A 20,112-nucleotide genomic window follows, 5' to 3' on the forward strand; every position below is an offset into this window, starting at 1 on the left:
GTGCTGCGCTGACTGCGGGTGTGTCCTGATGCCGGGACGACTGTCCCCGCGTTCTGTGTGGGCTACAGCGTCGTCCACAGGTCGAGTTCGGCACCGAATGCTGCGAGTCCGCTTGCTTCCTCGTCGTTCAGTCCCGGCGCGCACATCGTGGATTGATCGAATACCTCGACGCGGGCCGCGCGGATGATTCCGCGCACCACGGCCGATGCAGTGTCGGCGTCGGCCTCATCTCTGCCCGATGCGTGTTCGCTCAGCCAGGTAGCGATCGCGGCATCCGGAATGCTCCTTCCGTCACGCATGTCGGTCATCCATCGGCCCTGCGCTCCGGACTGGGTGTCGGTCAACGTGATGATGACCGTTCGTTCCGACACGATCGTCGCACCGTCGACCTGTTCGCAGGCTCGGACTGCGATGTGCCGCCACCATCGCGCCGGACGCTCGCCCAGGTCCGGGCGGATTCCGCGCATGTGGCCGTCGATGCGAAAGACGCGCACCACTGGTTCACGCCCGTGGGCGATGTCGTCGCGCAGTTGCTGAGCGAGCTCGTCGACGCGGCGGTCTCGTTCGGCGATCAGCTCGGCGATCTCGGCACCGAGTCGCTCCGGGATCGGATCACGACCGCCTTCCCACGATCGCGCGGTGCGGGGGTTGACCTTCAGCGCTGCGGCGAGGTCGTCGCCGGTGAATCCGAGGCTCTCGCGGATGGACTGCAGGAGCCCACTGGTCATCGGTGTTGTGCTGATCATCGCCCTGTCCCTTCGGGGTGGCCTGGGGCTCTCCCCTGGCCTACCCGTTCAGTCTACACCCTAAAATAGGGTGTAGACTGCGGAATCTGTTGCAAGGCAGGGGTATCCACCGTCTTCGGTCAGGCGATTCGGCGGCGGTGTTGTTCGGTGGCGCTCACCGGTGGTTCCCAGCGTCCGGTGTGCCCGTTGTAGGAGTGCCCCTGTTCGTCGACCCACCGGGTGTCGCGTTCGTTGCGAGGCCCGGTGCGCACCTGGGGACTGTCGAGGTCGACGACGTCGCCGTTGTAGTCGTAGGCGATCCCGGCCACGACCATCGACCTGGGTGTCACTGCGCCGGCCGCGAGCGCGTCCCGGCACGCCTGGTAGACCGGGCATTCGAACCGGCAGGTTCGGACGGCGATCTTCAACCGATCTTTCGTCGAGGCGTCGAGATCCCAGGACGACGGGTCGACGCTGCACGCCGGGATCGTGTCGTCGACGACGGGTCGCTGAATGGTCATGGTTCCTCGCTCGGATCGGTTGTCGAAGATGCGGGTCGTCGGTGCGGATGGGCGGCGTCGTGGCGGTGGGCGCGGACTCGGCAGGCTGGTGAGCAGAAGCGTCTCGGTCGACCGGTGGCGGGCTGGGTGAGCACCTTCGCGCAGTCGGCTGCCTGGCAGCGAGTTTCGTTACATTCGGCGGTCGCGGTGGGAGTTTCGTTACAGGCCGTCTCGGTGTCGATGTGCAGCGGCCGGTTGGACCAGAGCACTTCGGTGCGGTGCTCCCACGTTCCGCTCTGGCTGGTGTGTGCGCGTAGCTCGGTGCGGTACCAGTCGCGGTAGAGATCTCGGTCGTAGAGATCGCAGGCGTAGCCGGAGAGCACCACGCTCGCCTGGCAGGCGTGCAGTCGTTCGGCGAGAGCGTGATGGTCTGTCGCACTGGTCATTTCGGTGCGGTAGTTGCGTGTGCGGACCTCACCGACGTAGGGCGGGTCGGCGTAGATGACGGTTCGTCGGCCGGTCCCGTAGGCCTCGATCACGTCGAGGGCGTCACGGTGTTCGAGTGAGACGCTGCGCAGGCGGTCGGCGACTGCCTCGATGCGAGCGACGTAACCGGCCAGTCGGCGCGGCATGGACGTCGACGCGGAGTCGGAGGTGTCGTATCGCCAGCCGGTGTTACGCAGGGTGCCGGTGCGACCGGCGGTCAGGCACACCCAGATTCGGCGGGCACGTTCGACGTCGTCGAGGTCGGCGGGTCGCGCGAGTGCTGCTGTGCGTTCGGTGCGCGCGTGCGGGGTCAGTGTGCAGGCACGCACAAGATCGTCGGGGCGCTCTCGCAGCACTCGCCAGAAGTGGACGATGTCGCCGTCGAGGTCGTTGACGGTCTCCAACCGAGCCGGGGTCTTGGCGAACAACACCGCGAGCGATCCTGCGTACGGTTCGACGTACTGGGTGTGGGCGGGCAGTGCGGCGGCGATCGAGGGGGCCAGGCGGGTCTTTCCGCCGTAGTACGCGAACGGGGGACGCAGCACGGTCCCGGACGTGGGGTGAGCGGCACGAACTCCGCTACTCGACACGTCAAGATGTGTTGACGATCGGTCTACCGGCGCCCCCTGCGTCGATACGCTGGGGGTGGTCATCGTGCACCGCGAAATGCGTTGAGCCGGTTCCACAATGCGCGTTGGGCGCGGCCGTGCTCGATCATATGTTCGAACAGGTATTCCTCGGGGAGCTCGTCGGCTGCCTGGGTGATGGATTCGCCGACGGTGCGGTAGCTGCGTCGGTACGCCTGGGCGAGCACCATGTCGGCGTAGTGGGCCGCAGCGGCGGCGTGCCCTCCGGCGGTGGCCACGCCGGTGAGGCGGTGTCGGAGCGAGTCGCCTGCGGGTCCGCCGGATCCGGCGCGGGCGAGGGCGTGGGTGACGCTGGCCGGGTCGTGCTGTTCGCCGGCCGCGACGAGGGCGGCGATGACCTCGTACAGGCGCGCGTAGGCGGCTGTGTCGAAATCGGCGGCGGTGACGGTGGCGACGATGCGCTGAGTTTCGGCGGTCGGACCGTCTGGATGATTGCTCCACATCAATGCCGACAGCAGCAGGGCCTCGGGGTCGGTCGAGGGTTGGTGCGCTGCGCTCCAGTCGTCGACGGCAGTGAAGTCGTCGTCTACGGACGCCAGTGCCCGCACGGGGCCACGAGAGGGATCGTCGGCGGGTGAGGGAACTGCACTCAGGGGCGTCATCGAATGGGCTCGTTTCGCTGGCGGGTTCGAGCAGGCGGTAGGGGCGTTTCGGTCAGGCGGCGGCGAGCTTGTCGAGGGCGTCGATCCGGAAACCGCTCCAGTGGGTGTTCTCGTCGACGAACACGACGGGCATCTGCCGGTAGCCGAGCCGATCGGTGACGAACTCGCGTGCTTCCGGATCTTCGGTGACATCGACGGTCACGTATTCGATGCCACGCTTGTCCAGCCGTCGCTTCGTTTGATCACAGTTGTTGCATTCCGGCTTCGTGTACACGGTGATCGACATGAATAACTCCTCGAGAGAACTGATTCGGTAGCCTCAATTCTATATCAATTCCCTCGAATTTGCCACAGAAAAGGACAGTCACAATTCGGATAATTCGTTGCGGGACAATCGTTTACATCAGCGCTTCCCTGACATTACATAGGATCGAATTTCGAATTACCGATATCGATTCAAGGAAAGAGAAGCATCCCCAATTCCAATTTCCTTATGGCAACGTAGAACCGATTCCAGCGACGGCTCGGACAAGCACGTCCAAAAAAGCAGAACGCCGCCGGAGCAAGAATGCTCGGCGGCGGCGGTGCGTGGAACGGCTGGCGGGAACGTGTGGGGGCGAGGGAAGGACGGCGCGCTGCTCGTCAGTGGTCGTCGTTGTGGGGAGTCCCGTTGTACCGGTCGGCATCGTGTTGGATTCGTTGCAGTACATCGCCGTTAGGATGATAGGCGGTACTGGTTCCGGTCCGGGGGTCGTATTCGATGGGGACTTCGTCGCCGTGCCTGGTGCGAAGCGTTTTGACACCGAGCGGGGGAACGTCGTAGGGCCAGCGTCCGGTTGCTTTGGCGAACCAGCCGTACACGTACATGTACAACGCTACGAGAACCACGGTCCCAGCGATGCAGACCCGTAGGTAGGTGTCGATTCGGCGGCGAAGGAAGCCCATATAGGTTCCACTGCAGCGTCGTAATGCTCGAGATGGTCGGGCGTCGGTTCCGCCGACAAGAGATCGAGGGCCTTGTTGTGGTCGGCCGAAGCAGTGGCGATATCCATGGTGTCTCGCTTCCTGTGTCGATGTCGGTCGGCGTCAGTGGTCGGACGCGGTGTTGCGACGTTGGTCGCCGATGGACTTGGCCCTGTTCGCGGTAGCGACGACCTCTTTCGTGCCTTTCGAGCCCAGTTCGTTGCCGATACGGACAAGAGCGAACACCAATGCCGCTGCAACAGCGGGAAATGCGAGTTCGATGATGCTGGCGGCGCCGGATCCCATCTTGACGTTGTACGCGGCAGCGGCGATCCCGAGGATGCCGACCGCAACAGCAGCAAATCTGTTGAGCCCGATACGAATCCGATCCACGGCGTCCGCTGACTCGAAGTAACGGGCCGCATTCTCTTCGCTGTCGTCGAACAGGAACTCGTGGCGGATCTTGGCGTGGTCACGGAAGGTGGTGAGAGGGTTCATCGGTTGTTCCTGTCGTCTTCGACGGTGGCTTGGGTGAAGCTGCGTTTCTGGTCGGCTTCGTACTCGTCGCGGGTGCTGTTGAACTGTCGTGCACTGAGGTAGCCGAACAGGATGGAGACCGCGATGAGGGCGACTTTCCATCCCCAGGCAACGTCCGGGTAAGTGATGGCGAAGACACTTCCAGCGACTACGGCGAGGCCGATGAGGGCGAGGGCGTTGCTGTGCAGTGCAGTTCGAGACGGCGTGCGTATGTAGAGGGTGCCGACGGCGTAGGCCCCGGTGACGAGTGCGACGAACACGATTAAGGCAGTGGTGTTGACGAAGTTCATGGGCGTGCTCCATTCCCGGTGGGCTGCTTCTGACTTTCACTTCGGATGTAGGTGTAGATGACGGTCATGCACACAGCAGCCGCGAGGACCCGCCATCCCCATGAGTAGGGCGCAGTGGCGACAACGACGAGAGCGGCGGTCACTGCGGGGATCAACAGCGCGATCGCGTTACTGCGCAGACTTGTTCGGTTCGGCTGCAGGGCGTAGACGGCCATGCACGTGAAGGAGGTCACGAGGCAGGCGATGGCTACGACCCCGGCGATGAGGTTGACGAGATTCAAGGGCGTTCTCCATTCATGGCTGTGGCGAGCTCGTCTCCGCGGATGCGGCGTCGAACGACCGATACGGACACGGCGATAGCGAAGAGCAGTACGACTCCGCAGACCGCGAATACGAGGGCACCAAGGAGGATGGCCGAGACGAGACCGAGCACCGGAAACTCGGGGGCCGGGTCACCACCGAAGAATATTTTGATGATGTCGTCGAAGGAGTCGACGACGGACCAGGTCATGCCGACTGCGATGGTCACGATTCCGATCGCTGCGGCTGCGGCTCCTGCCACTGCGGCACTGTTACGACCAGTGAGAATCATCGCGAAGCCCACGAACAGCGCTAGGGCACCTGCGCCGAAGATCAGTTCGGCGGTGCTGAACAGATCTATCAGTTCGGTAGGCGAGGTCTGAACGTTCACTGTCCTACTCCTGAGGTCCGGTCGACGGCGCTGTTCCGTTGTGGGCCGATCAAGGCGGCGGGGCCGGTGAGGCGGAGCGCGTGGACTCCTGCGGCGGCGATGATGGCCACTGCTGCGGTGCCGCCGATTTTCATGATCCAGTGCACTACGTTGTGGGGATCGTCGAGCTGGGTCCAGAGCCCTGCGATGGTGACGATGGTGCCGACGATCATGAGCAGGAACGCCCAGTTCGCCAGTGTGGCCTTCCCCTTGGTACGAAAAGCGAGATTGGCGACTGCTGCGGCGAAGACGATCGCTATTCCGGCGGTGATGAGCATGTGGTCTGCCCCCTCGCATTGTGTCGACTCGAGTTCTGCCGTGATCGACAGTTGTGTCCGTTGTTGTGTCGTTGATGGGTCATGTTGCCAGGTGGTGCCGACACACTGCTGGGTGTCGACACCACCGGGGCCGGGTTGGGTCAGCTGGTGAGCTGTTTGCGTGTGGTGGTTTCTATGGCGATCTTGACGTTGTCGTAGATACGGTCGGGGATGGTGACGATGCCGGCCGCGAGTTCCTCGACGGTGCGTAGCGCTGTCTCGCGTTCCTGCCCGGTGGACGAGGTGTCGAGGGCGATACCGAGTGCGCTGCGGATCCGGCGAACGGTTCGTTGGCCGTCGACGCTGGTCACGCGTAGGCCCATGGTGCGGGCGTAGCCGTCGGCGCTGCGCCAGGCGGTGCGTGCTTTCTGTGCGGCGACGGCGAAGGCCTGCACGCGTTCGGGTGTGTCGGGGCACTGTTCTGTCCGAACATCGTTCATGGCGGCGAAGGCGTCGATGAATGCTGCGGTGCGAGGCTCGGTGAGGTCGTCGAGCAGGGGCCTGATGAAGATGGAGTAGGGGTCGGCCAGGTAGGCGGCGTAGACGTCCGCGACCTCGCTGTAGACGGCGTGGGCGGCGGCGTAGTCGGCTTCGAGTGCCTTCTTGGCGTTGCGGCGGTCGACGACATGGCTGCGGGTCCGAACGATCAGGTACGCGGCCAGCACGAGGGCAAGCACCGCTATGACGATCCAGACCAGCGGAGTCCAGTCCATCGGAACGTCGGGGGCGGCATCGACCGTCGGCGGTGCCGGGGCTGCCGGAATCGCGGGCGCGTCGGCGGACGGCAGGTCCGTCGCCTCCTCGGTAGACACCGGCAAGAGCACCACTCGGACTGCAGTGGCGGCGATGGCGATGAGGAGCCCTCCCCCGCAGATCGGTAGGGCCTTACTGACGCCACCACCTGGATACTGAGGTCGAAAGACCATGGCTGCGCCGTAGGCCATGCCGAGGAGACCGAGCACGGTGCATCCCCACAGGACGTACGACAGGAACATTTCGAGGTCGGCGGTATAGGCGAGCGTCGGTTGGGGTATCGGGTTGTTCATCGGTGATGGGCCTTTCCGGTTCGGGTGGGGCAGGAAGATCACGGTTGGCGGGCGAGGTGTGCGTCGGCTGAGGCGGCGGCGACGTCGTAGCCGCCCCACGGTGAGCGGTTCGGGACCGAGCGAAGGCCGATGGTGACGCCGCGTCGGGTGATGACGGGCCATCCGGTGGGTCGCTCACCGACGAGCTCGATGACCTTCGCTGCCCACGCCTGGTCCTTCTGCGACGGTGCGCGTTCGGGGATCACGATCGGGAGGTCGTCGATCCAGCCGGGGTGGGCGTGATCGAGGGCGTCGCTGACTGCTTCGTGTTCGTCGGCGCGGTTCTCGCCTTCCCATGGGCAGCCGGTGCACGCGCCGCGGTAGACGTCGCCGCCGACGCACTGGCAGGCGGTGTCCCTGCTCGTGTCCGGGCAGCAGCAGTCGAGGTCCGCTGCAATGCAGGTGGGTTGGCAGGTGTCTGTGGGTGTGGACGGGTCGCAGATTCCCGGGCGGAACGCGCGGGAGGCGGCGCTCGAGCTGTGTTGCCCCCAGGTGGTCTCCCAGGTCTCGAATTCGGAGATGCGAGCTGCCACTCCTCGGGTGGGGCTGGCGAACAGGACCGGGATGCCGTGCCGCTGGACGTGCAGTTCCTGTTCATCGGCTTCGGCGGCGGCGAGCACCTCGAAGATGTCGATCTGGCCTGCGGTCTCGGTCATCACCGCACGCCCAGCTCGGTACGGGTGAGGGACTGCAGGGCGAGCGAGAGTCGTACGTCGCTGGCGTCGAGGACGACGGGGTGGGTGCGGCTGTACCAGGTGCCGGGTGCGTCGAGGATGGCGGTGACCTCGACGCGGCCTGCGGGCGCGGTGCGGTATCCGAGAATGTCGATGATCGTTCCGTCGAACTGGGTGTCGAGCGAAATCAGTTTCATTCCAACTCCTGTGAGGCGGCGCGCGGGCGCGGTGAGGGTGGCGGTCATGGGTGCTCCCCAGGTCGGGCGGAGAAAGAGGTGAGCGACGACGGTCGCGGGCTCTGCGCAGGTGTTCAGGACGGCAGACTCTGGCAGTCGGCGCATTCCCAACGACCGGCGGTCGAGGTGCAGGTCCGTCGTTCTTCGCAGAGCCAGCAGCTCTGGTTGCGCTTGCGGGGCGAAACCTGCTGCGCCGCAGCCACGGTGGCGGCCTGCGCCCGGTAGTGGTCGCGGGTGCTCGCGTCACGGGCAGCGAGGTCGGCGCGGACCTGCTCCGGATCGCGGGACGGTCCATCGGTCCGCACATTCAGCATGTCCCCGAAAGCCACGCGGCAGGACTGGCACACATCTCCCGGCACGACAACCGGAACAGCACACCCAGGTGGCGCGCAGTCATCGAACAGCGTTGACTGCCAATCGGATTGGCGCGGTTCGGTGCGGGTCGAGGACATACCCCAACCTTACAGCGTTTCGCTGTAAGGTTGCAAGGGGTTCGGCGAAGTTTCTACAGCGGATCGCTGTAAGGTGCAGGCATGTCGAGCACCGCACTACTATGCGTATCCACGAGGCAGTGATGGCTGCCGACGAACTGTCCCTCGCCGACGTTCTGGCAGTGATCGAACGCAGGACTGGCAAAGCGATTACATCGTCGACGTGGCGGTCCTACGTCGCACGGGGTCAGGCCCCCAAGCCCACCCGTCGCATCGGCAATGCCCCGCTGTACTCGCGCGACGATATCGAGCAATGGATCACCGACCGGCCCGGCAGCGGCGCGCGAACAGACCTGCGCGGGTGACGTCACCCGCACCAATCGTCAACATATCTTGACGAACGCGAGGGGCCCCGGCCATCGGGTGATGGTCGGGGCCCGTCTGTCGGGGCGGTTTCGGTCAAGCGTCGTCGTCGACGGCGGCGTAGGCGTCGTCGACGGTGATGTTGCCGATTGCGGCCTGTTCGACAGGGGTCAGGGTGTGTCCGCTGTCGGCGAGGAAGGTCAGGTAGCTGTCGATGCCGACCATGCCTCGGTAGTGCTTGGCGGAGAACCGCCAGTAGTCCTTGGCATCCTGGGGCCCGGTGAGTCGGGCCTCGAACGCGGTGAGCACACGGGCGAGGAGCAGCACCTCGGCGCGCGCAACGGTGGCGCTGTCGGCTTTCTGCGGTACCTCGCGTAGGGGGGAGCCCATGATGTCGGCGTAGCGCTCCCCGCATTTGGATTCGGTGAACACATCACCGTGGGTGGCCAGGACCCTCACCATCCACTTGGTGGCGTTCTTCGGGACGTCCTTGCGTGAAAGCAGGCCGGTGAGGAATGTTCGACGGGCTTCGGTCGCGGTCGCTCCGGCACGGTTGAGTGCCTTGACCTTTCGGCGTTCGGCCCGCTCTTTCTCGATGCGTTCGGCTTCGGCGCGCGCTGCCTTGCGTTGGGCCGGGGTCAGCCCGTCCTGAGCATCGTCATCGGATGGGCCGTTGGCGGCGATTCGCTCGGGTGCGAGTTCGAGGCCGGCCGCAGCGCGGTTGTCGTGACGGAGGAAGAACTCGTAGCTCCAGCCGGGCACTTTCTCGACCGTGTTGGCGTGCCGCCGGTCGCCGTCGGGTTCGGCGTTGTCGTCGTCCTCGGTGTCGAAGTCGATGTCGTCTTCGGCTACTTCGTCGCGGGTAACCTTGTCGACCCAGATGGCACCGGTCGCGTGGACGTGGATATGCCACAGGTGCGGTGCCCTCTCGGTCGCGTCGGCCGGGACCGCGCCACCGTCGGCGGTACGTAGGTCGGCGAGGGAGAACCACTCCCCCTCGCTGGTGGACGGCTCGTCGTGGAGCAGGGTGAATCCGCGTGCGATGTGGTCGGCGGCGGCAACTCGCGTGGCTGCTCGTTCGTCGACTCGGCGCTTGATGGTAGCGAGACGGTTCTCGATGCCGTAGCCGAACTCGAAGACTCTCTCCACAGCGTCGGTGACCCACGGCTCGATCTCGGCTGCGTCTTCGAGATCGGCCAGAATCGCAGCCCCTTCGAGGGTGAGCTGACGGTCGTCGAGCTGCTGGCGAGCACGCTCAGATCGTCCTGCGCGACCGGCCTTCTCGACGTACGCCTTGGGGACGTGCAGTGCGGTCGCGACCTTCTGCACGCTCAGCCCCAGATCGCGCAGCTCGGCGACGCCAGCGGCGTGTTGGCCCCTGGTGAGGGCTTCGCGCTGATCGTTGAGGTTGATCTGCTCGGTGATGCGCTCGATGCCTGCTGCCCGCTCGTCGGTCGTCTGATCACGCACCATCACCGGGATCGAGGCGAGGCCGGCTTCTCGGGCGGCGAGGACGCGGCGTTGCCCGTCGCGAACCGCGAGGGTCCCATCGGCGCGGCGCACTGCCAACACAGCCTGGCGGACGCCGAGTTCGGTGATGGAGGCGATGAACTCGGGTGCAGCGGTGATGTCGACACCCGTGCGGACGTTGGCGGTGATGTCGAGCTCGTTCGGATCGGCGTCGACGAGGGTGTAGCCGGTGGAGGTCGGTGCGGGCGTGGTGATGGTCATTGGTTTCTCTCTCCCCTGATGTGATGTGATGCGGTGGGGCACCGGGCAGATTCCAGCTGCCCGGTGCCTCGTCGATTCGGGCCGGTCGGTCACGCTGGGTTGCACTCCGGGCAGTCGTCGTCGCATTCGATGCCGAACAGCCACTCGACTGCCGGGAATTCGCCGAAGATGTCAGTCGCGACGTCGGCCTGCGGTCCGGTCCGAGTCACGGTGGCCTCCCAGATGGGATCGTCTGTGCCGATGTCGGACCAGTCCCCGATCACCTCGTAGCCGTGAGCGGTCAACAATTCGACCGACGCGGCACGGGTCCAGGACTCCGAATCGGTTGTTGCCAAAAGGAAATCGATATCACCGTCAATGCCGCGGATCGTCACCCCCACCCGGCCATCGGCTCGTTCGTCTCCGAATTCGGAGGTAATCGCGGTCAGATTCCGCCTTGTTTCTTCCATACCTCAACCTTACAGCGTTGCGCTGTAAGGTCAAGTGCTGCAACACTTCTCGTGGAAACTACTCAACGCTCGACACCAAGGTCCGTATTGCCGCCGGACCCGTTTCGCATCGCAGGGCGAACCATGCCTGCGCTCAGGACGGACCCGCTTTGCGGGTGGGGTTTTCGATGCGAGGGCGCAGGTTGTAGGTGTCGTACCACTGCTGCGCGGCTTGCTTGCTCATGCCGAGGATCTCGCCGATCTTCGACCACGGCACAGGCCGCTCCCGACCCCGAAGTCGTTTGATGATGGCGTACCGATCAGAGGTCATCATCGAAACCAGGAAGGCATTGATCTCCAGTGCGTCGACGTCAGAAATGGCTGCGGCCAAACCTCGCTCGGCGTTCGCCTCCCATGTCGCGGCATCCTTGCTTCCTTGCTCGCGGACCATCTGCGCGAGGTCGACATCGACGAGAGCGTCGTTGTATCGGACGTAGAGCTCGGTCAGCTCGGTCGGGGTGAGGACCTTCTCGGATTCCATAACGTCAAGATATCTTGACGCTTACGATTCGTCAAGATATCTTGACGTTAGGTGCTTCGGTCAGGCGACCGGGGTCGCCGCTTCGGCAGGGCACCACTGCTGTTCCAGGCGAAGGAAGCCCTTGCCGTTTCCGATCGGTATCTGGAAGCTGAGGCAGCAAAGCCACTGTCCACGTGATGTTTTCACCCACGCATGGAGCAGACCGGGGGCTTTGACGTCCATCGAGAGACCTTCGGAGCGGACCTTGAGCGGCGTCCCGTCGCGGAATGATCCGCCTCCGGACGAGCCTGCCACGGTGAGCGCCACGTTGACGAGGACTCGCTGGGGTGGATCGACGATGCGGCGCGTGGGGGGATCGAAGGTCACAGGCCAGTTCTCGTACAGATCACCGTTCATTGCGCGACCGCCAGTCGGTGCGGCCGGTGAACGGGAGTTGCATCGGCACCCGCCAGGGCCCAACGCACGCCGTGCTCGCCGAACGTAGGTGCAGTGAGGGTGAAGCGGCCTGTGCGCTGGGCGATTCCGCGTCCATGGACGGTGGTCTCGAGGGTGATCGAACGGATACGACCCCTCCCCTGCTCGATGCCGCCGTAGCCGACGGGGCGGGAGGAAATCGTCACGTCCAGGCCGGGCATTCGACCGTCCGTGATCGCGAATATCCCTGCGTGAGTGCGGTTTCGGGCCAACAGAGCCCGCGCGCGGGTCGGCGGAACGTCGCGACCGTGGACGGTACTGATGACCAGATCGATCCCATCAATGCAGATATTGGCGGCATCGAGAGGGTCTGCCTGACCGGGGTCGATCAGGGCGATCTTCGACAGATCGCCGCCGTGTTCGTGGACGGCAAGGAGCCCGAACTTGGGTTGCCCGATCAGGGCGACGTGGTGGCCGGCCGCGGTGGCGGTGGCGACGAGTCCTACGAGAATCGATCCTGCACCGGTAATCGACAGGGCCGTTCCGCGGGCCAGTGCACCGCGTGGGAGCAGTTCCGACAGCGGCATGGGCACCGGCAGGGTTCTGAGGGTTCGCGAGCGCACAGGGCCGCTCGAGGCTCGTTCATTGCCTTCGGTCGCGACAACCTCCGCCGTCGGCTGCGCTGGGGCGAATGCGGGCGAGTCGTCGGAGCCGGTGGGTGCGTGGTCGCGGCGGCCGGGAATCGCGGCCATGCTGCGGCGAAGGGCGGCGAGCTGCGCAGCCTTGTCCAGGTTGGTCAGGTCAGGGATCGAGTCGGCGATACCGGCCATGAGTGCGACCTTTCGCCGAACGGATCAGTCCCCTCAATCTATGGGAACATACGTTCGATGTCGAACTACCTGCATACGCCCGACGCTGGTCTTGTTTCGTGAACCCTGGAGGCGTTCACGAGGTGGTCGAGCGTGAGTTCGGGGTCGGCTGTCAGGTGGCGATGTTCGGCGAGAACACGGGTGACGCGCTCGAGGTCGGCGCGCACGGTCGGGTCGTCGGGGTCGTAGCCCTCGTCGACGATGGCGGCGCGTTCGTCTGGGTCCATGCCTATTTCGACGCGTCGGCGTCGGGTGCGGTTCCCGCGTCGTAGATCAAGTCGTCCGATCCCTCGTAGCGATAGGCCCGCTGCCGCTCGGCAGAGTCACCCACCCGTCCTGTCCATGATCGGGATCCGGATCGAAACTGCGGTCACTGGTCATAGAAGCAGTATCCCTTCCGCCCCGGTCAACCGACTATGGCAACATCGAACCGAACGGTCGGGACCGGACAAAATGGAAGTAGCCCTCAGCAATGCGTAAAGCTGCAACAGCCGTCTTCGCCCTAGCCGCGGCGATACCTGTTTGCCTGGCGATGGCGACACCCGCTGCCGCTGCCGACACATCCGTCACTGCCAGCTTCAGCACTGCCGGTAACACCGTCACGGGCAGTTTCACCAACACTCGAGACCAAGACATCGTCTGCATGTTTCTTGGCATGTATGAGCCGTTCGTCCGCGACAAGCAGTATCCGGACGAACTCATCGAGCAAGGCAGAGCCTTCATCAGTGACACCCAAATATGGGTCCCCGCGGGCACAACCGCAGGCGAGACCATCGAAAACTTGCCTGTCGGCCAGGAATACTTCGTCGAATGGGTATGTGCTCAACCAGACCCAAGAGGAGGGGGCAACCTATCGGTCATGGGGTGGGGCACGCCAGGAATCCAGCAGGAACGCTTCGAAGTCACAGCGCAGACCTCCAGAATCGTGGTCGGTGAATCGGTTCCGCCCGAAACACCGTCGACGCCGGATTGCACCGGGTCGGTATGCCTACCTACCGGATCATCCGGACGCTGATCCGGTAGGTAGGCATACCGACCGGACCCGAGCAGGATGGCAGTCCCCGTTGCGCCCGCGAGGTCGGGCGGTCAGCTGTTGACGAGTTGGCTGGCTCGCTGAAACGTCACTCCGAGAAGCGCTCCGATGTCGCGGACCGGCACCTGGGCGTCGGCGAGCTTCTTCGCGAAGGCCTCGGTACTCGCTCTGACGCGGGCTTCGTCCTCAGCCAAGCGTGCTCGCTGTGTCGCGATCTCGGCGATACGGACTGCCAGATCCTCTCCCCCGGGTTCGAGTTCGATATGTTGCTCGATCTCGACGTCGGCGAGAGCGACACCGGTTTCGAGGGCGATGAGTTCTTTCGCCGCGGTGGGGACATCGTCGACGCGACGGGCCTGGGTGAGGGCGTCGAGTTCGGGGACAGCGATCATCCACCACTTGCCGTCGCGGGTGACCGACACCGTATAAGTCTTGCTCACTGCTGAGACTCCTTCATCGCTGCGAGGATCTTGCGGTAGACGCCGGGCGAGATCGTCCGGTGCCCGTCGGGCACGGTCACTTTCACCGCGCCGTCGGCCGAGACCCACGTGCTGTGCGATCCGACCGTGCGTACCGAGGTGAACCCGGCCGCTTTGAGGGCCTTGACCACTTTTCGTGTGGGCTGCTCGGTAACCATGACTTTAGTCTAGTCGACTGGACACTTTCTAGTCAAGTCAACTAGACGTTATTTGCTTCCACATCGGCTGAGGTGGTCGGCCGAAAGGATGCGGCGATGTCGCACTCCTCCATCTGGTGCAAGCGTCGGGGCTTTCACGCTGGTAGATGGGCGCGGCATGTCAGATGAGTCAGCCGATCGTACGAAACTGGCAAACCGTAAACGTTCCAGAGTACCACGGTCGGAACTCCGGGCAGGAGTATTTTGAGACACTGAAGATGCGGCCCTATAGGCTTGGGTCAAGGATACACGCGCTCAATAGAAAAATAACTCAGTGCTTTCTATCCTGCGCACGATTCCGTGAAGAGGAATATCGGTCCTTCCATTCCTCTAGATCGTCATCATCTTCTAAGGCCCGCTTCTTTGCAGCTTTCTCCAGAAGGGCCTTCCGTGTCTTTTCCCTGAAGGCATTCGCTCTCTCAACATTCTGCTTCTGCTGTGCATACTGGCCAAGGACTTCCTTAGCGCGACCATACTGACCCTCGCTGGAGAATCGAACACAAGTTAGAGGGTGTGACATCATTTCACCCGATTCGACGTCCACCAAATATGAAGCGCCACAGACGAATACGTCAATCAAGCCTTTAGCTTTCAACGAACGTGCGGCACGTCGAATTGCGACTTTCTTGGACCTGGCATTACTGGCTTTTTGCACCATCTCTTCTATATCCGGTAAGCCCGCTGAATATAACGAATATCTACCGGCGGGTTGCTTTGAAATCGGAATATAATCGCGCTCCGGGGTATAAAGGGGGCTCCACGAACTGGGCCATGGCCCACCCTTTGTCCTCTTCGCGAGCGCGGCCAATATAGCCACTTCGACAGACCCGAGGCCTCTGCTCATGCCTGAGCTTACCACATATGTGTTGCTCTAGTCTTAAATGACGCGAAGAGCTGCTAACTGTTTCATTGCAATTTTAAACGATGCTTTGTGGTTAGTTAAGTGATGCGATCATAATCGGCAAGGTGCTATCCAGGCCTCAATCCTAACAAAATGACACCTGTAAATTGCGATTAAGACTCAACCTTTAAAAATCTAAACGGTGCGATCGTACGTTGAACATGCATAGTAATTATAAGCGTTGCGATCCATAGAATCTGTGGGCAGCCAGCGAGTCGCGTAGTACATTCGCAATTGTTCGGCGATACATTCAGTTCCTATCCAGGACGTCGGTACTCACACCTCTTTCGTAGAGACCTTGTTTGGCAGCAAGGAGCACCGACGTGCTGGACAGAACCCACACCCAACCGGCACGGAATCAAGGAGTCAGCGTGACACAGGAAGATGATGGAAGTGGCCGGCGCAACGGATCCGGCGCAGGTGCCGCCCCTGTTGGGGCTTTGGTTCGATGGACTGTTGTGTGCGGTCTGGCGGCTATGCCATTCGGCATTCTCGATAGTTGGACTACCGCCGGGCAGGTCTTCATAGCTACCGCCAGTCTCGCGACAGCGATACGGACTGCCAGCGAACGCAAGCAGTCGAACGGGTAGTCGAGGGGGTGCCGGGCTTGCGCGTTGGCAGGCGGCAAACCCGGCATCCCGCTCAATCCCAACCGGCACGGCAAGGACCGTGAGTAAGACTAGACCTCCCTTTCGGAAAGGCAACACCTGCAAGGACCGAACCCGGCATGGTTGAGTCAGGCGATATGTTCTCAAGCGTGACCGGGAAGTAGACGCTCATAGGCTGCGGCGGCAGATCGTACGGGATCGATCCTCGTGTCTTGCCTCGGTATGAACTCGACAGGTGCGCCCACGGTGATCTCCAGCGGGACCTGGGCGAATCGCACCTTTCTGCTGTAGCTCGCAGCCTGGCAGAACTTGCATGGTTCCGCGCCTTCTCGCCGATTATGTCTTTTCCGTCCTTCTATAGCGGTTGTGATGAGTCGAACTGTACAACCGTATCGGGCGAATTGCGTTGCAGCTCCGGCTAATAGGGCGCGCGCTGACAGATCACTGTTGAATCAGCGCGCCGCATGCGCGTAGTCACGATCGCTGCTGCCCACCGGGGCGTAGTCGTCGACGCGGTAGTCCGAACTCGTCTGCGCGTCGCCGCCGTCGTGGTCGTGGTCGTGGCCGGAGTATTGGTCGTTGCTGGGATCGGCGGCGTGTGCCTGGTTGGCCAGGATGGGGGCTGCGGTGCTGCGTTCGGCGGCGATGTTCTGCTGCACCTGAGTCCAGGTCTTGATGTGCCGCGAGACCGTCGAAGTGTGCAGTTCGAGGTGGCGTGCGATATCGCTCAGCGACCAGTCGGGATGCGCGAGGTAGAGGTCGACGCTGGTCCACACGGCAGGTTTGAGCAGTCCGTTGTCGAGATCTTCGTCTATACCGGCAATGCCCGATGCCGTGGCGGCAGTGTCCTGTTCGACCTCGATGCGGGTGGTGGGGTCGTCGGTCCGGGCTGGTGCGGCCACTTGGGCGGGAGTGCCAGCAGTGTCGATCTTGGTCGTGGACCGGCGTCGGCGTGGTGCGCGTAGGACGACCGCGACGACCTCGCTCATCGTGAGGACCATCGCGGGCGCTAATGCTGCTATTGCAGCTGCGACGGCAGCGTTGAGGACGGTGGCGGTCAAGACTGCGTGATAGGCGTTGCCTGCGATGGACAAGATCGCCGAAACGGTCAGCACTGCGACGACGAGTCGCCGGCCTCGCCTGGTGGCAGCGTCGGTGTGTTGAGAGAGGGCGATCCGGATGACGGCGGCCGCGAGGATAGGGCCGTCAAGGGCGACGGGGATGACCCAGGCGTCAGCCGGGTCGATGCCGGCCATGACGGCGAGGTCGAGCAGGGTGGAGAAAGAGAGCTTGAACGAGGCCGCGCCGACGATGATGGCAATGGTCAGGCCGGTGATCAGTGCGCCGGTCAGTACGCGTGGGTGGATGTCGAGGGTGTCCTCGCTGGTTGCGTCGAGGTCGAGGGCATTAGCGTTGCTCATTGATCGCAGGTCCGTTCTGTGATCGACCGGCCCCGGTGGTGTGTGGAGCACTACCGGGGCCTCTGTGTCGGCTGGTGTGTGGTGGCGCGGTTGCTGGCGAGCTAATTTCTGGTCGTTGCGGTGCGGGGTGAGCTGGTATCGCGTTGGTGGCGCGCACGAGCAAGCGAGGCGTAAACAGCAGAGCGACTGAGGCCGTACAGGTCCATGAGGGAAGCTGCACCGAATCGTCCGGACTCGTAGTCTTCGAGGATGCGTTCGTGTTGCAACGCAGTGAGTTTGGGTTTACGACCGGTCATCCGGCCCTGCTCTTTGGCGATGGCCACACCTTCACGGGTGCGTGCGCGCGTCAAGTCGGCCTCGAATTCGGCCATCGCGCCGAGGACGGTGAAGAACATTTTGCTCGCCGGGTCGCCGGGGCTGTAGACCTGGCCACCGTAGATCAGGCGAGCACCCTTGCTGTCGAGTTCCGTGACGATGGCGTGGAGGTCGGTGACTGAGCGGCCGAGTCGGTCGAGTTTGGTGACGACCAGAGTGTCCCCCTCCCCCACTGCGGAAAGGGCTTCGTTCAGACCAGGTCGTTCTCTGTTGCGTCCGGTATAGCCGCGGTCGGTGTAGATGTTGCCGGTGTCGACGCCGAGCTTGCGGAGGGCTGTGCGCTGCGCTCGCAGATCCTGTCCGCGTGTGGAGCATCGCGCGTACCCGATCAGGTTTTCGTCCACCTGAAGCCCTCCATCTCGAAACCCGCCATCAAACTGGACTTTCTTGCAGGACTATCTACCAGGACACCGACAGGCTGGTCGAGCACCTACCCGACTGTCAGTTTCAGAAGTCAGCTGCACTTGTTCAGAAGTGGGTGTCATACAGCCACTGTTAAAGGTAGACCTGTTGTCAGTTTCAGAAGACGAGTGCACGAGTTCAGAAGTGCGCTGCACTTGACACCTCTCAAGTAATCTAGCGAAAACGCTAGATTGCTCCTTTGGTGCTTTGACTGCCCGATCGTCCGAACCTAGGCGCTCACTTATGACTACGTGTCTTTAACCTTCGTTTTAGACACGCCCTGGATTTGACACGGCAAGGACGATGAGCGTGTGTGTCAGAACTCATGTTCAAAACCGACACGCCGAAACGTGTCCCTACGACGAGTTGTGACACACTCGACCCTGTGGGAGAACTTCTGGGCTACGCGAGGGTGTCGACGACCGATCAGAGCGCCGACGCGCAGAGCGAAGCTTTGAGCGCTGCCGGGTGTTCGAGAGTGTGGACGGAAACTGCGTCGGGTGCGACGACGTCTCGGCCGCAGCTGTCGGATCTGTTCTCGCATCTGCGGCGCGGCGACACGTTGGTCGTGTGGCGACTCGACCGTCTCGGGCGATCACTCCCCCATCTCCTCGAAACGGTCGAGCAGCTCGACGTCGATGGCGTCGGATTCCGCTCGCTGACCGAAGCGATCGACACGACCACCTCCGGCGGAAAGCTGATCTACTCCATCTTCGGAGCGTTGGCGGAATTCGAACGCAACCTCATCCGCGAACGCACCAACCTCGGACTGGCGGTGGCACGCGCCCAAGGGCGACTCGGTGGCCGACCACCGGCGATGTCCGGGACGCAAATCAAACAAGCGAAGCGAATGCGCACCGGCGGAATGTCACTCACCGACATCCGAGAAGTGCTCGGAGTGTCGCGATCGACGCTGTACCGGCACTTGAAATAGCCCACCGCCAATCGCCGTTTCTCGCACATGGCCCGCCGGGCCGATGCGAGTCAACTTCCGAAGCTGCCACCGTGGGGGTCTCGGGCACATCGACGACTTTGAAAATCGATGGACGCATGATCAGCCACGAGAATTCGTCTGCTTCAATTCCGTCATGACCGAACCGGTAGAGATCACAACGACACCACCCACCATTGGTGACACACTCCAAGTGCGACGCCTAGAGGGCGGCACCGCTACCGGGACCGTAGTCGAGGACTTCGCCGACTACTTGCTGACCGTCCCCGCCGCCGGCCGAGACTGGGCCATGCCCCATCGATGGGCCATCGCGTCGGAAGACGGAACGCTGATCTTCGCCGACGACGCCGACATCATCGAGCACCACAAATCCGAACCGTCGACGACAGCACCGACAACACCGAACGACATCAGCGACAAGACCTGACCGGTGGACATCTACTCAATTCTGGTTGCCTCGGTCATCGGGTCCGCGGCCGTACTAAGCATTGCCATACCAGTCCTGCTGGCCATGACGATCATCGACATCACGCGGGCGCTGCGAAACCGCACCAAAGGTTCCCCAGGCCAACACCCGGCGTCAGCACGAAGTGCAGCCAACTTCTGACACTGACAAACGTCATCGACACTACTGATCCTCGCGTTGATCGCCCTCGCTGGTGGGAAGTCGATTCACGTCGCGATCACCGTAGGAATCACCCCATTTCCACACGCCACTGAGTGCATCGCGAACTTCGCTACCGCCCCGACGACGGCGTAGGCGCGTGGTACGCATGGCGTACTCACGGAGTCGATCACGGACATCGGCGTCCAGGTCTGGGCCACTGGGCAGATTCAAGGCCCACCACAACCGGCGCCGATACTCCGCACCCGAAATCCCGAACGCCACGAAGATGTCTTCGTCATCGGCACCTCCATAGGGTTCCCAGCGCACCGCGAACCCCACAAAAGTCTCTGCCGACCGCTCTTCCGTCATACCGATGATTCTGGTCGACGTATCGACCCGTCCGCACATCGGCCGCCCACCCCCACCACAGCCTTGAACACCCCGACCTGTGGTGCCGCTTGTGCAGTTCACTTCTGCACTCAGAATGTCAGAAGACGACTGCAATCACGGGTAAAATCCCAGCAAATCGTGCAGCCTACTTCTGAAACTGACACCTGTAGTCCGTCTC

The 20,112-nt window shown here is 63.0% G+C and carries 30 protein-coding genes; 5 read left to right on the forward strand and 25 right to left on the reverse strand.

The annotated features are described in order from the left end of the window. Positions 1-62 precede the first annotated feature (62 nt). The 15 genes from R4P47_RS15825 to R4P47_RS15895 all read right to left on the reverse strand — a co-directional run bounded on the left by R4P47_RS15825 (position 63) and on the right by R4P47_RS15895 (position 8,121). On the reverse strand, positions 63-746 hold the full coding sequence (locus R4P47_RS15825; RefSeq protein WP_317785159.1) for a DUF1870 family protein: 684 nt from the start codon (positions 744-746) through the stop codon (positions 63-65). A 119-nt stretch (positions 747-865) separates the two neighbouring features. Then, positions 866-1,246: a hypothetical protein gene (locus tag R4P47_RS15830; protein ID WP_317785160.1), complete on the reverse strand. Its 381-nt coding sequence runs from the start codon at positions 1,244-1,246 to the stop codon at positions 866-868. Then, positions 1,243-2,301 (reverse strand): DNA adenine methylase, encoded by a 1,059-nt coding sequence (locus R4P47_RS15835; protein ID WP_317785161.1) that lies wholly within the window; start codon positions 2,299-2,301, stop codon positions 1,243-1,245. Before R4P47_RS15835 ends, R4P47_RS15830 begins: the two co-directional genes overlap by 4 nt. Before the next feature lie 59 nt (positions 2,302-2,360). Continuing rightward, positions 2,361-2,960: a DnaB-like helicase N-terminal domain-containing protein gene (locus R4P47_RS15840; RefSeq protein ID WP_317785162.1), complete on the reverse strand. Its 600-nt coding sequence runs from the start codon at positions 2,958-2,960 to the stop codon at positions 2,361-2,363. Between the two features lie 52 nt (positions 2,961-3,012). Further along, positions 3,013-3,246, reverse strand: coding sequence for a glutaredoxin family protein (locus R4P47_RS15845; protein WP_317785163.1), 234 nt, complete (start codon positions 3,244-3,246; stop codon positions 3,013-3,015). Between the two features lie 356 nt (positions 3,247-3,602). Further along, positions 3,603-3,905 (reverse strand): hypothetical protein, encoded by a 303-nt coding sequence (locus R4P47_RS15850; protein ID WP_317785164.1) that lies wholly within the window; start codon positions 3,903-3,905, stop codon positions 3,603-3,605. A 141-nt stretch (positions 3,906-4,046) separates the two neighbouring features. Next, positions 4,047-4,421: a hypothetical protein gene (locus R4P47_RS15855; RefSeq protein ID WP_317785165.1), complete on the reverse strand. Its 375-nt coding sequence runs from the start codon at positions 4,419-4,421 to the stop codon at positions 4,047-4,049. Beyond that, a complete protein-coding gene (locus R4P47_RS15860; RefSeq protein WP_317785166.1) occupies positions 4,418-4,750 on the reverse strand; it encodes a hypothetical protein in 333 nt (110 codons plus the stop codon). Before R4P47_RS15860 ends, R4P47_RS15855 begins: the two co-directional genes overlap by 4 nt. Further along, positions 4,747-5,031 (reverse strand): hypothetical protein, encoded by a 285-nt coding sequence (locus tag R4P47_RS15865; protein ID WP_317785167.1) that lies wholly within the window; start codon positions 5,029-5,031, stop codon positions 4,747-4,749. Before R4P47_RS15865 ends, R4P47_RS15860 begins: the two co-directional genes overlap by 4 nt. Continuing rightward, the gene (locus R4P47_RS15870) at positions 5,028-5,441 is read right to left on the reverse strand and encodes a hypothetical protein (protein WP_317785168.1); all 414 of its coding nucleotides are present in this window, start codon (positions 5,439-5,441) and stop codon (positions 5,028-5,030) included. Before R4P47_RS15870 ends, R4P47_RS15865 begins: the two co-directional genes overlap by 4 nt. Beyond that, on the reverse strand, positions 5,438-5,758 hold the full coding sequence (locus R4P47_RS15875) for a hypothetical protein (RefSeq protein ID WP_317785169.1): 321 nt from the start codon (positions 5,756-5,758) through the stop codon (positions 5,438-5,440). The genes R4P47_RS15870 and R4P47_RS15875 overlap by 4 nt, the downstream gene beginning before the upstream one ends. A gap of 140 nt (positions 5,759-5,898) precedes the next feature. Continuing rightward, a complete protein-coding gene (locus tag R4P47_RS15880) occupies positions 5,899-6,843 on the reverse strand; it encodes a hypothetical protein (protein ID WP_317785170.1) in 945 nt (314 codons plus the stop codon). A 38-nt stretch (positions 6,844-6,881) separates the two neighbouring features. Then, on the reverse strand, positions 6,882-7,538 hold the full coding sequence (locus R4P47_RS15885; RefSeq protein WP_317785171.1) for a DUF6349 family protein: 657 nt from the start codon (positions 7,536-7,538) through the stop codon (positions 6,882-6,884). Then, positions 7,538-7,753 carry a hypothetical protein gene (locus tag R4P47_RS15890; protein ID WP_317785172.1) on the reverse strand — a complete coding sequence of 72 codons (216 nt, stop codon included), beginning with the start codon at positions 7,751-7,753 and terminating at the stop codon, positions 7,538-7,540. The genes R4P47_RS15885 and R4P47_RS15890 overlap by 1 nt, the downstream gene beginning before the upstream one ends. A gap of 113 nt (positions 7,754-7,866) precedes the next feature. Continuing rightward, complete coding sequence (locus tag R4P47_RS15895) at positions 7,867-8,121, reverse strand: hypothetical protein (RefSeq protein ID WP_317785173.1); 255 nt, start codon at positions 8,119-8,121, stop codon at positions 7,867-7,869. Positions 8,122-8,345: 224 nt separating this feature from the next. On the opposite strand from R4P47_RS15895, the gene R4P47_RS15900 reads away from it, so the two are divergent. Continuing rightward, positions 8,346-8,588, forward strand: coding sequence for a transcriptional regulator (locus tag R4P47_RS15900; RefSeq protein WP_317785174.1), 243 nt, complete (start codon positions 8,346-8,348; stop codon positions 8,586-8,588). Between the two features lie 94 nt (positions 8,589-8,682). On the opposite strand, the gene R4P47_RS15905 is transcribed toward R4P47_RS15900, so the two are convergent. From R4P47_RS15905 to R4P47_RS15925, 5 genes are all read right to left on the reverse strand, one after another. Beyond that, positions 8,683-10,317: a ParB/RepB/Spo0J family partition protein gene (locus tag R4P47_RS15905; protein WP_317785175.1), complete on the reverse strand. Its 1,635-nt coding sequence runs from the start codon at positions 10,315-10,317 to the stop codon at positions 8,683-8,685. Between the two features lie 89 nt (positions 10,318-10,406). Next, positions 10,407-10,652 (reverse strand): hypothetical protein, encoded by a 246-nt coding sequence (locus R4P47_RS15910; protein ID WP_317785176.1) that lies wholly within the window; start codon positions 10,650-10,652, stop codon positions 10,407-10,409. 247 nt (positions 10,653-10,899) lie between these two features. Beyond that, positions 10,900-11,286, reverse strand: coding sequence for a hypothetical protein (locus R4P47_RS15915; protein WP_317785177.1), 387 nt, complete (start codon positions 11,284-11,286; stop codon positions 10,900-10,902). Between the two features lie 60 nt (positions 11,287-11,346). After that, the gene (locus tag R4P47_RS15920; protein WP_317785178.1) at positions 11,347-11,682 is read right to left on the reverse strand and encodes a hypothetical protein; all 336 of its coding nucleotides are present in this window, start codon (positions 11,680-11,682) and stop codon (positions 11,347-11,349) included. Then, the gene (locus R4P47_RS15925) at positions 11,679-12,530 is read right to left on the reverse strand and encodes a hypothetical protein (RefSeq protein WP_317785179.1); all 852 of its coding nucleotides are present in this window, start codon (positions 12,528-12,530) and stop codon (positions 11,679-11,681) included. Before R4P47_RS15925 ends, R4P47_RS15920 begins: the two co-directional genes overlap by 4 nt. Before the next feature lie 98 nt (positions 12,531-12,628). Between R4P47_RS15925 and R4P47_RS15930 the strand changes: the two genes are divergently transcribed. Together R4P47_RS15930 and R4P47_RS15935 are read left to right on the forward strand one after the other, a co-directional pair. After that, positions 12,629-12,841 carry a hypothetical protein gene (locus R4P47_RS15930; RefSeq protein ID WP_317785180.1) on the forward strand — a complete coding sequence of 71 codons (213 nt, stop codon included), beginning with the start codon at positions 12,629-12,631 and terminating at the stop codon, positions 12,839-12,841. A 200-nt stretch (positions 12,842-13,041) separates the two neighbouring features. After that, a complete protein-coding gene (locus R4P47_RS15935; RefSeq protein WP_317785181.1) occupies positions 13,042-13,584 on the forward strand; it encodes a hypothetical protein in 543 nt (180 codons plus the stop codon). A gap of 71 nt (positions 13,585-13,655) precedes the next feature. Here R4P47_RS15935 and R4P47_RS15940 read toward each other — a convergent pair whose 3' ends face one another. The 4 genes from R4P47_RS15940 to R4P47_RS15955 all read right to left on the reverse strand — a co-directional run bounded on the left by R4P47_RS15940 (position 13,656) and on the right by R4P47_RS15955 (position 17,927). Continuing rightward, a complete protein-coding gene (locus R4P47_RS15940; protein WP_317785182.1) occupies positions 13,656-14,042 on the reverse strand; it encodes a HicB family toxin-antitoxin system in 387 nt (128 codons plus the stop codon). After that, positions 14,039-14,239 (reverse strand): type II toxin-antitoxin system HicA family toxin, encoded by a 201-nt coding sequence (locus R4P47_RS15945; RefSeq protein WP_317785183.1) that lies wholly within the window; start codon positions 14,237-14,239, stop codon positions 14,039-14,041. The genes R4P47_RS15940 and R4P47_RS15945 overlap by 4 nt, the downstream gene beginning before the upstream one ends. 2,000 nt (positions 14,240-16,239) lie before the next feature. Further along, positions 16,240-17,208: a DUF2637 domain-containing protein gene (locus R4P47_RS15950; RefSeq protein ID WP_317785184.1), complete on the reverse strand. Its 969-nt coding sequence runs from the start codon at positions 17,206-17,208 to the stop codon at positions 16,240-16,242. A 101-nt stretch (positions 17,209-17,309) separates the two neighbouring features. Then, positions 17,310-17,927, reverse strand: coding sequence for a recombinase family protein (locus R4P47_RS15955; protein WP_317785185.1), 618 nt, complete (start codon positions 17,925-17,927; stop codon positions 17,310-17,312). A 443-nt stretch (positions 17,928-18,370) separates the two neighbouring features. Between R4P47_RS15955 and R4P47_RS15960 the strand changes: the two genes are divergently transcribed. Together R4P47_RS15960 and R4P47_RS15965 are read left to right on the forward strand one after the other, a co-directional pair. Further along, positions 18,371-18,919: a recombinase family protein gene (locus R4P47_RS15960; RefSeq protein ID WP_032375677.1), complete on the forward strand. Its 549-nt coding sequence runs from the start codon at positions 18,371-18,373 to the stop codon at positions 18,917-18,919. Positions 18,920-19,073: 154 nt separating this feature from the next. After that, positions 19,074-19,364, forward strand: coding sequence for a hypothetical protein (locus R4P47_RS15965; protein ID WP_068051213.1), 291 nt, complete (start codon positions 19,074-19,076; stop codon positions 19,362-19,364). Between the two features lie 201 nt (positions 19,365-19,565). On the opposite strand, the gene R4P47_RS15970 is transcribed toward R4P47_RS15965, so the two are convergent. Then, positions 19,566-19,913: a hypothetical protein gene (locus R4P47_RS15970; RefSeq protein ID WP_317785186.1), complete on the reverse strand. Its 348-nt coding sequence runs from the start codon at positions 19,911-19,913 to the stop codon at positions 19,566-19,568. Positions 19,914-20,112 lie beyond the last annotated feature (199 nt).

It is taken from the genome of Rhodococcus sp. IEGM 1370 (genome assembly GCF_033142325.1).
In the GTDB taxonomy this organism is placed as follows: Bacteria; Actinomycetota; Actinomycetes; order Mycobacteriales; family Mycobacteriaceae; genus Rhodococcoides.

Excerpts from the sequence above, each read along its gene's own strand:
- R4P47_RS15825 (WP_317785159.1), bottom strand. The coding sequence starts at position 746 with ATGATCAGCACAACACCGATGACCAGTGGGCTCCTGCAGTCCATCCGC.
- R4P47_RS15830 (WP_317785160.1), bottom strand. The coding sequence starts at position 1,246 with ATGACCATTCAGCGACCCGTCGTCGACGACACGATCCCGGCGTGCAGC.
- R4P47_RS15840 (WP_317785162.1), bottom strand. The coding sequence starts at position 2,960 with ATGACGCCCCTGAGTGCAGTTCCCTCACCCGCCGACGATCCCTCTCGT.
- R4P47_RS15845 (WP_317785163.1), bottom strand. The coding sequence starts at position 3,246 with ATGTCGATCACCGTGTACACGAAGCCGGAATGCAACAACTGTGATCAA.
- R4P47_RS15850 (WP_317785164.1), bottom strand. The coding sequence starts at position 3,905 with ATGGGCTTCCTTCGCCGCCGAATCGACACCTACCTACGGGTCTGCATC.
- R4P47_RS15855 (WP_317785165.1), bottom strand. The coding sequence starts at position 4,421 with ATGAACCCTCTCACCACCTTCCGTGACCACGCCAAGATCCGCCACGAG.
- R4P47_RS15860 (WP_317785166.1), bottom strand. The coding sequence starts at position 4,750 with ATGAACTTCGTCAACACCACTGCCTTAATCGTGTTCGTCGCACTCGTC.
- R4P47_RS15875 (WP_317785169.1), bottom strand. The coding sequence starts at position 5,758 with ATGCTCATCACCGCCGGAATAGCGATCGTCTTCGCCGCAGCAGTCGCC.
- R4P47_RS15880 (WP_317785170.1), bottom strand. The coding sequence starts at position 6,843 with ATGAACAACCCGATACCCCAACCGACGCTCGCCTATACCGCCGACCTC.
- R4P47_RS15885 (WP_317785171.1), bottom strand. The coding sequence starts at position 7,538 with ATGACCGAGACCGCAGGCCAGATCGACATCTTCGAGGTGCTCGCCGCC.
- R4P47_RS15890 (WP_317785172.1), bottom strand. The coding sequence starts at position 7,753 with ATGAAACTGATTTCGCTCGACACCCAGTTCGACGGAACGATCATCGAC.
- R4P47_RS15900 (WP_317785174.1), top strand. The coding sequence starts at position 8,346 with ATGCGTATCCACGAGGCAGTGATGGCTGCCGACGAACTGTCCCTCGCC.
- R4P47_RS15905 (WP_317785175.1), bottom strand. The coding sequence starts at position 10,317 with ATGACCATCACCACGCCCGCACCGACCTCCACCGGCTACACCCTCGTC.
- R4P47_RS15915 (WP_317785177.1), bottom strand. The coding sequence starts at position 11,286 with ATGGAATCCGAGAAGGTCCTCACCCCGACCGAGCTGACCGAGCTCTAC.
- R4P47_RS15920 (WP_317785178.1), bottom strand. The coding sequence starts at position 11,682 with ATGAACGGTGATCTGTACGAGAACTGGCCTGTGACCTTCGATCCCCCC.
- R4P47_RS15925 (WP_317785179.1), bottom strand. The coding sequence starts at position 12,530 with ATGGCCGGTATCGCCGACTCGATCCCTGACCTGACCAACCTGGACAAG.
- R4P47_RS15935 (WP_317785181.1), top strand. The coding sequence starts at position 13,042 with ATGCGTAAAGCTGCAACAGCCGTCTTCGCCCTAGCCGCGGCGATACCT.
- R4P47_RS15945 (WP_317785183.1), bottom strand. The coding sequence starts at position 14,239 with ATGGTTACCGAGCAGCCCACACGAAAAGTGGTCAAGGCCCTCAAAGCG.
- R4P47_RS15950 (WP_317785184.1), bottom strand. The coding sequence starts at position 17,208 with ATGAGCAACGCTAATGCCCTCGACCTCGACGCAACCAGCGAGGACACC.
- R4P47_RS15965 (WP_068051213.1), top strand. The coding sequence starts at position 19,074 with ATGACCGAACCGGTAGAGATCACAACGACACCACCCACCATTGGTGAC.
- R4P47_RS15970 (WP_317785186.1), bottom strand. The coding sequence starts at position 19,913 with ATGACGGAAGAGCGGTCGGCAGAGACTTTTGTGGGGTTCGCGGTGCGC.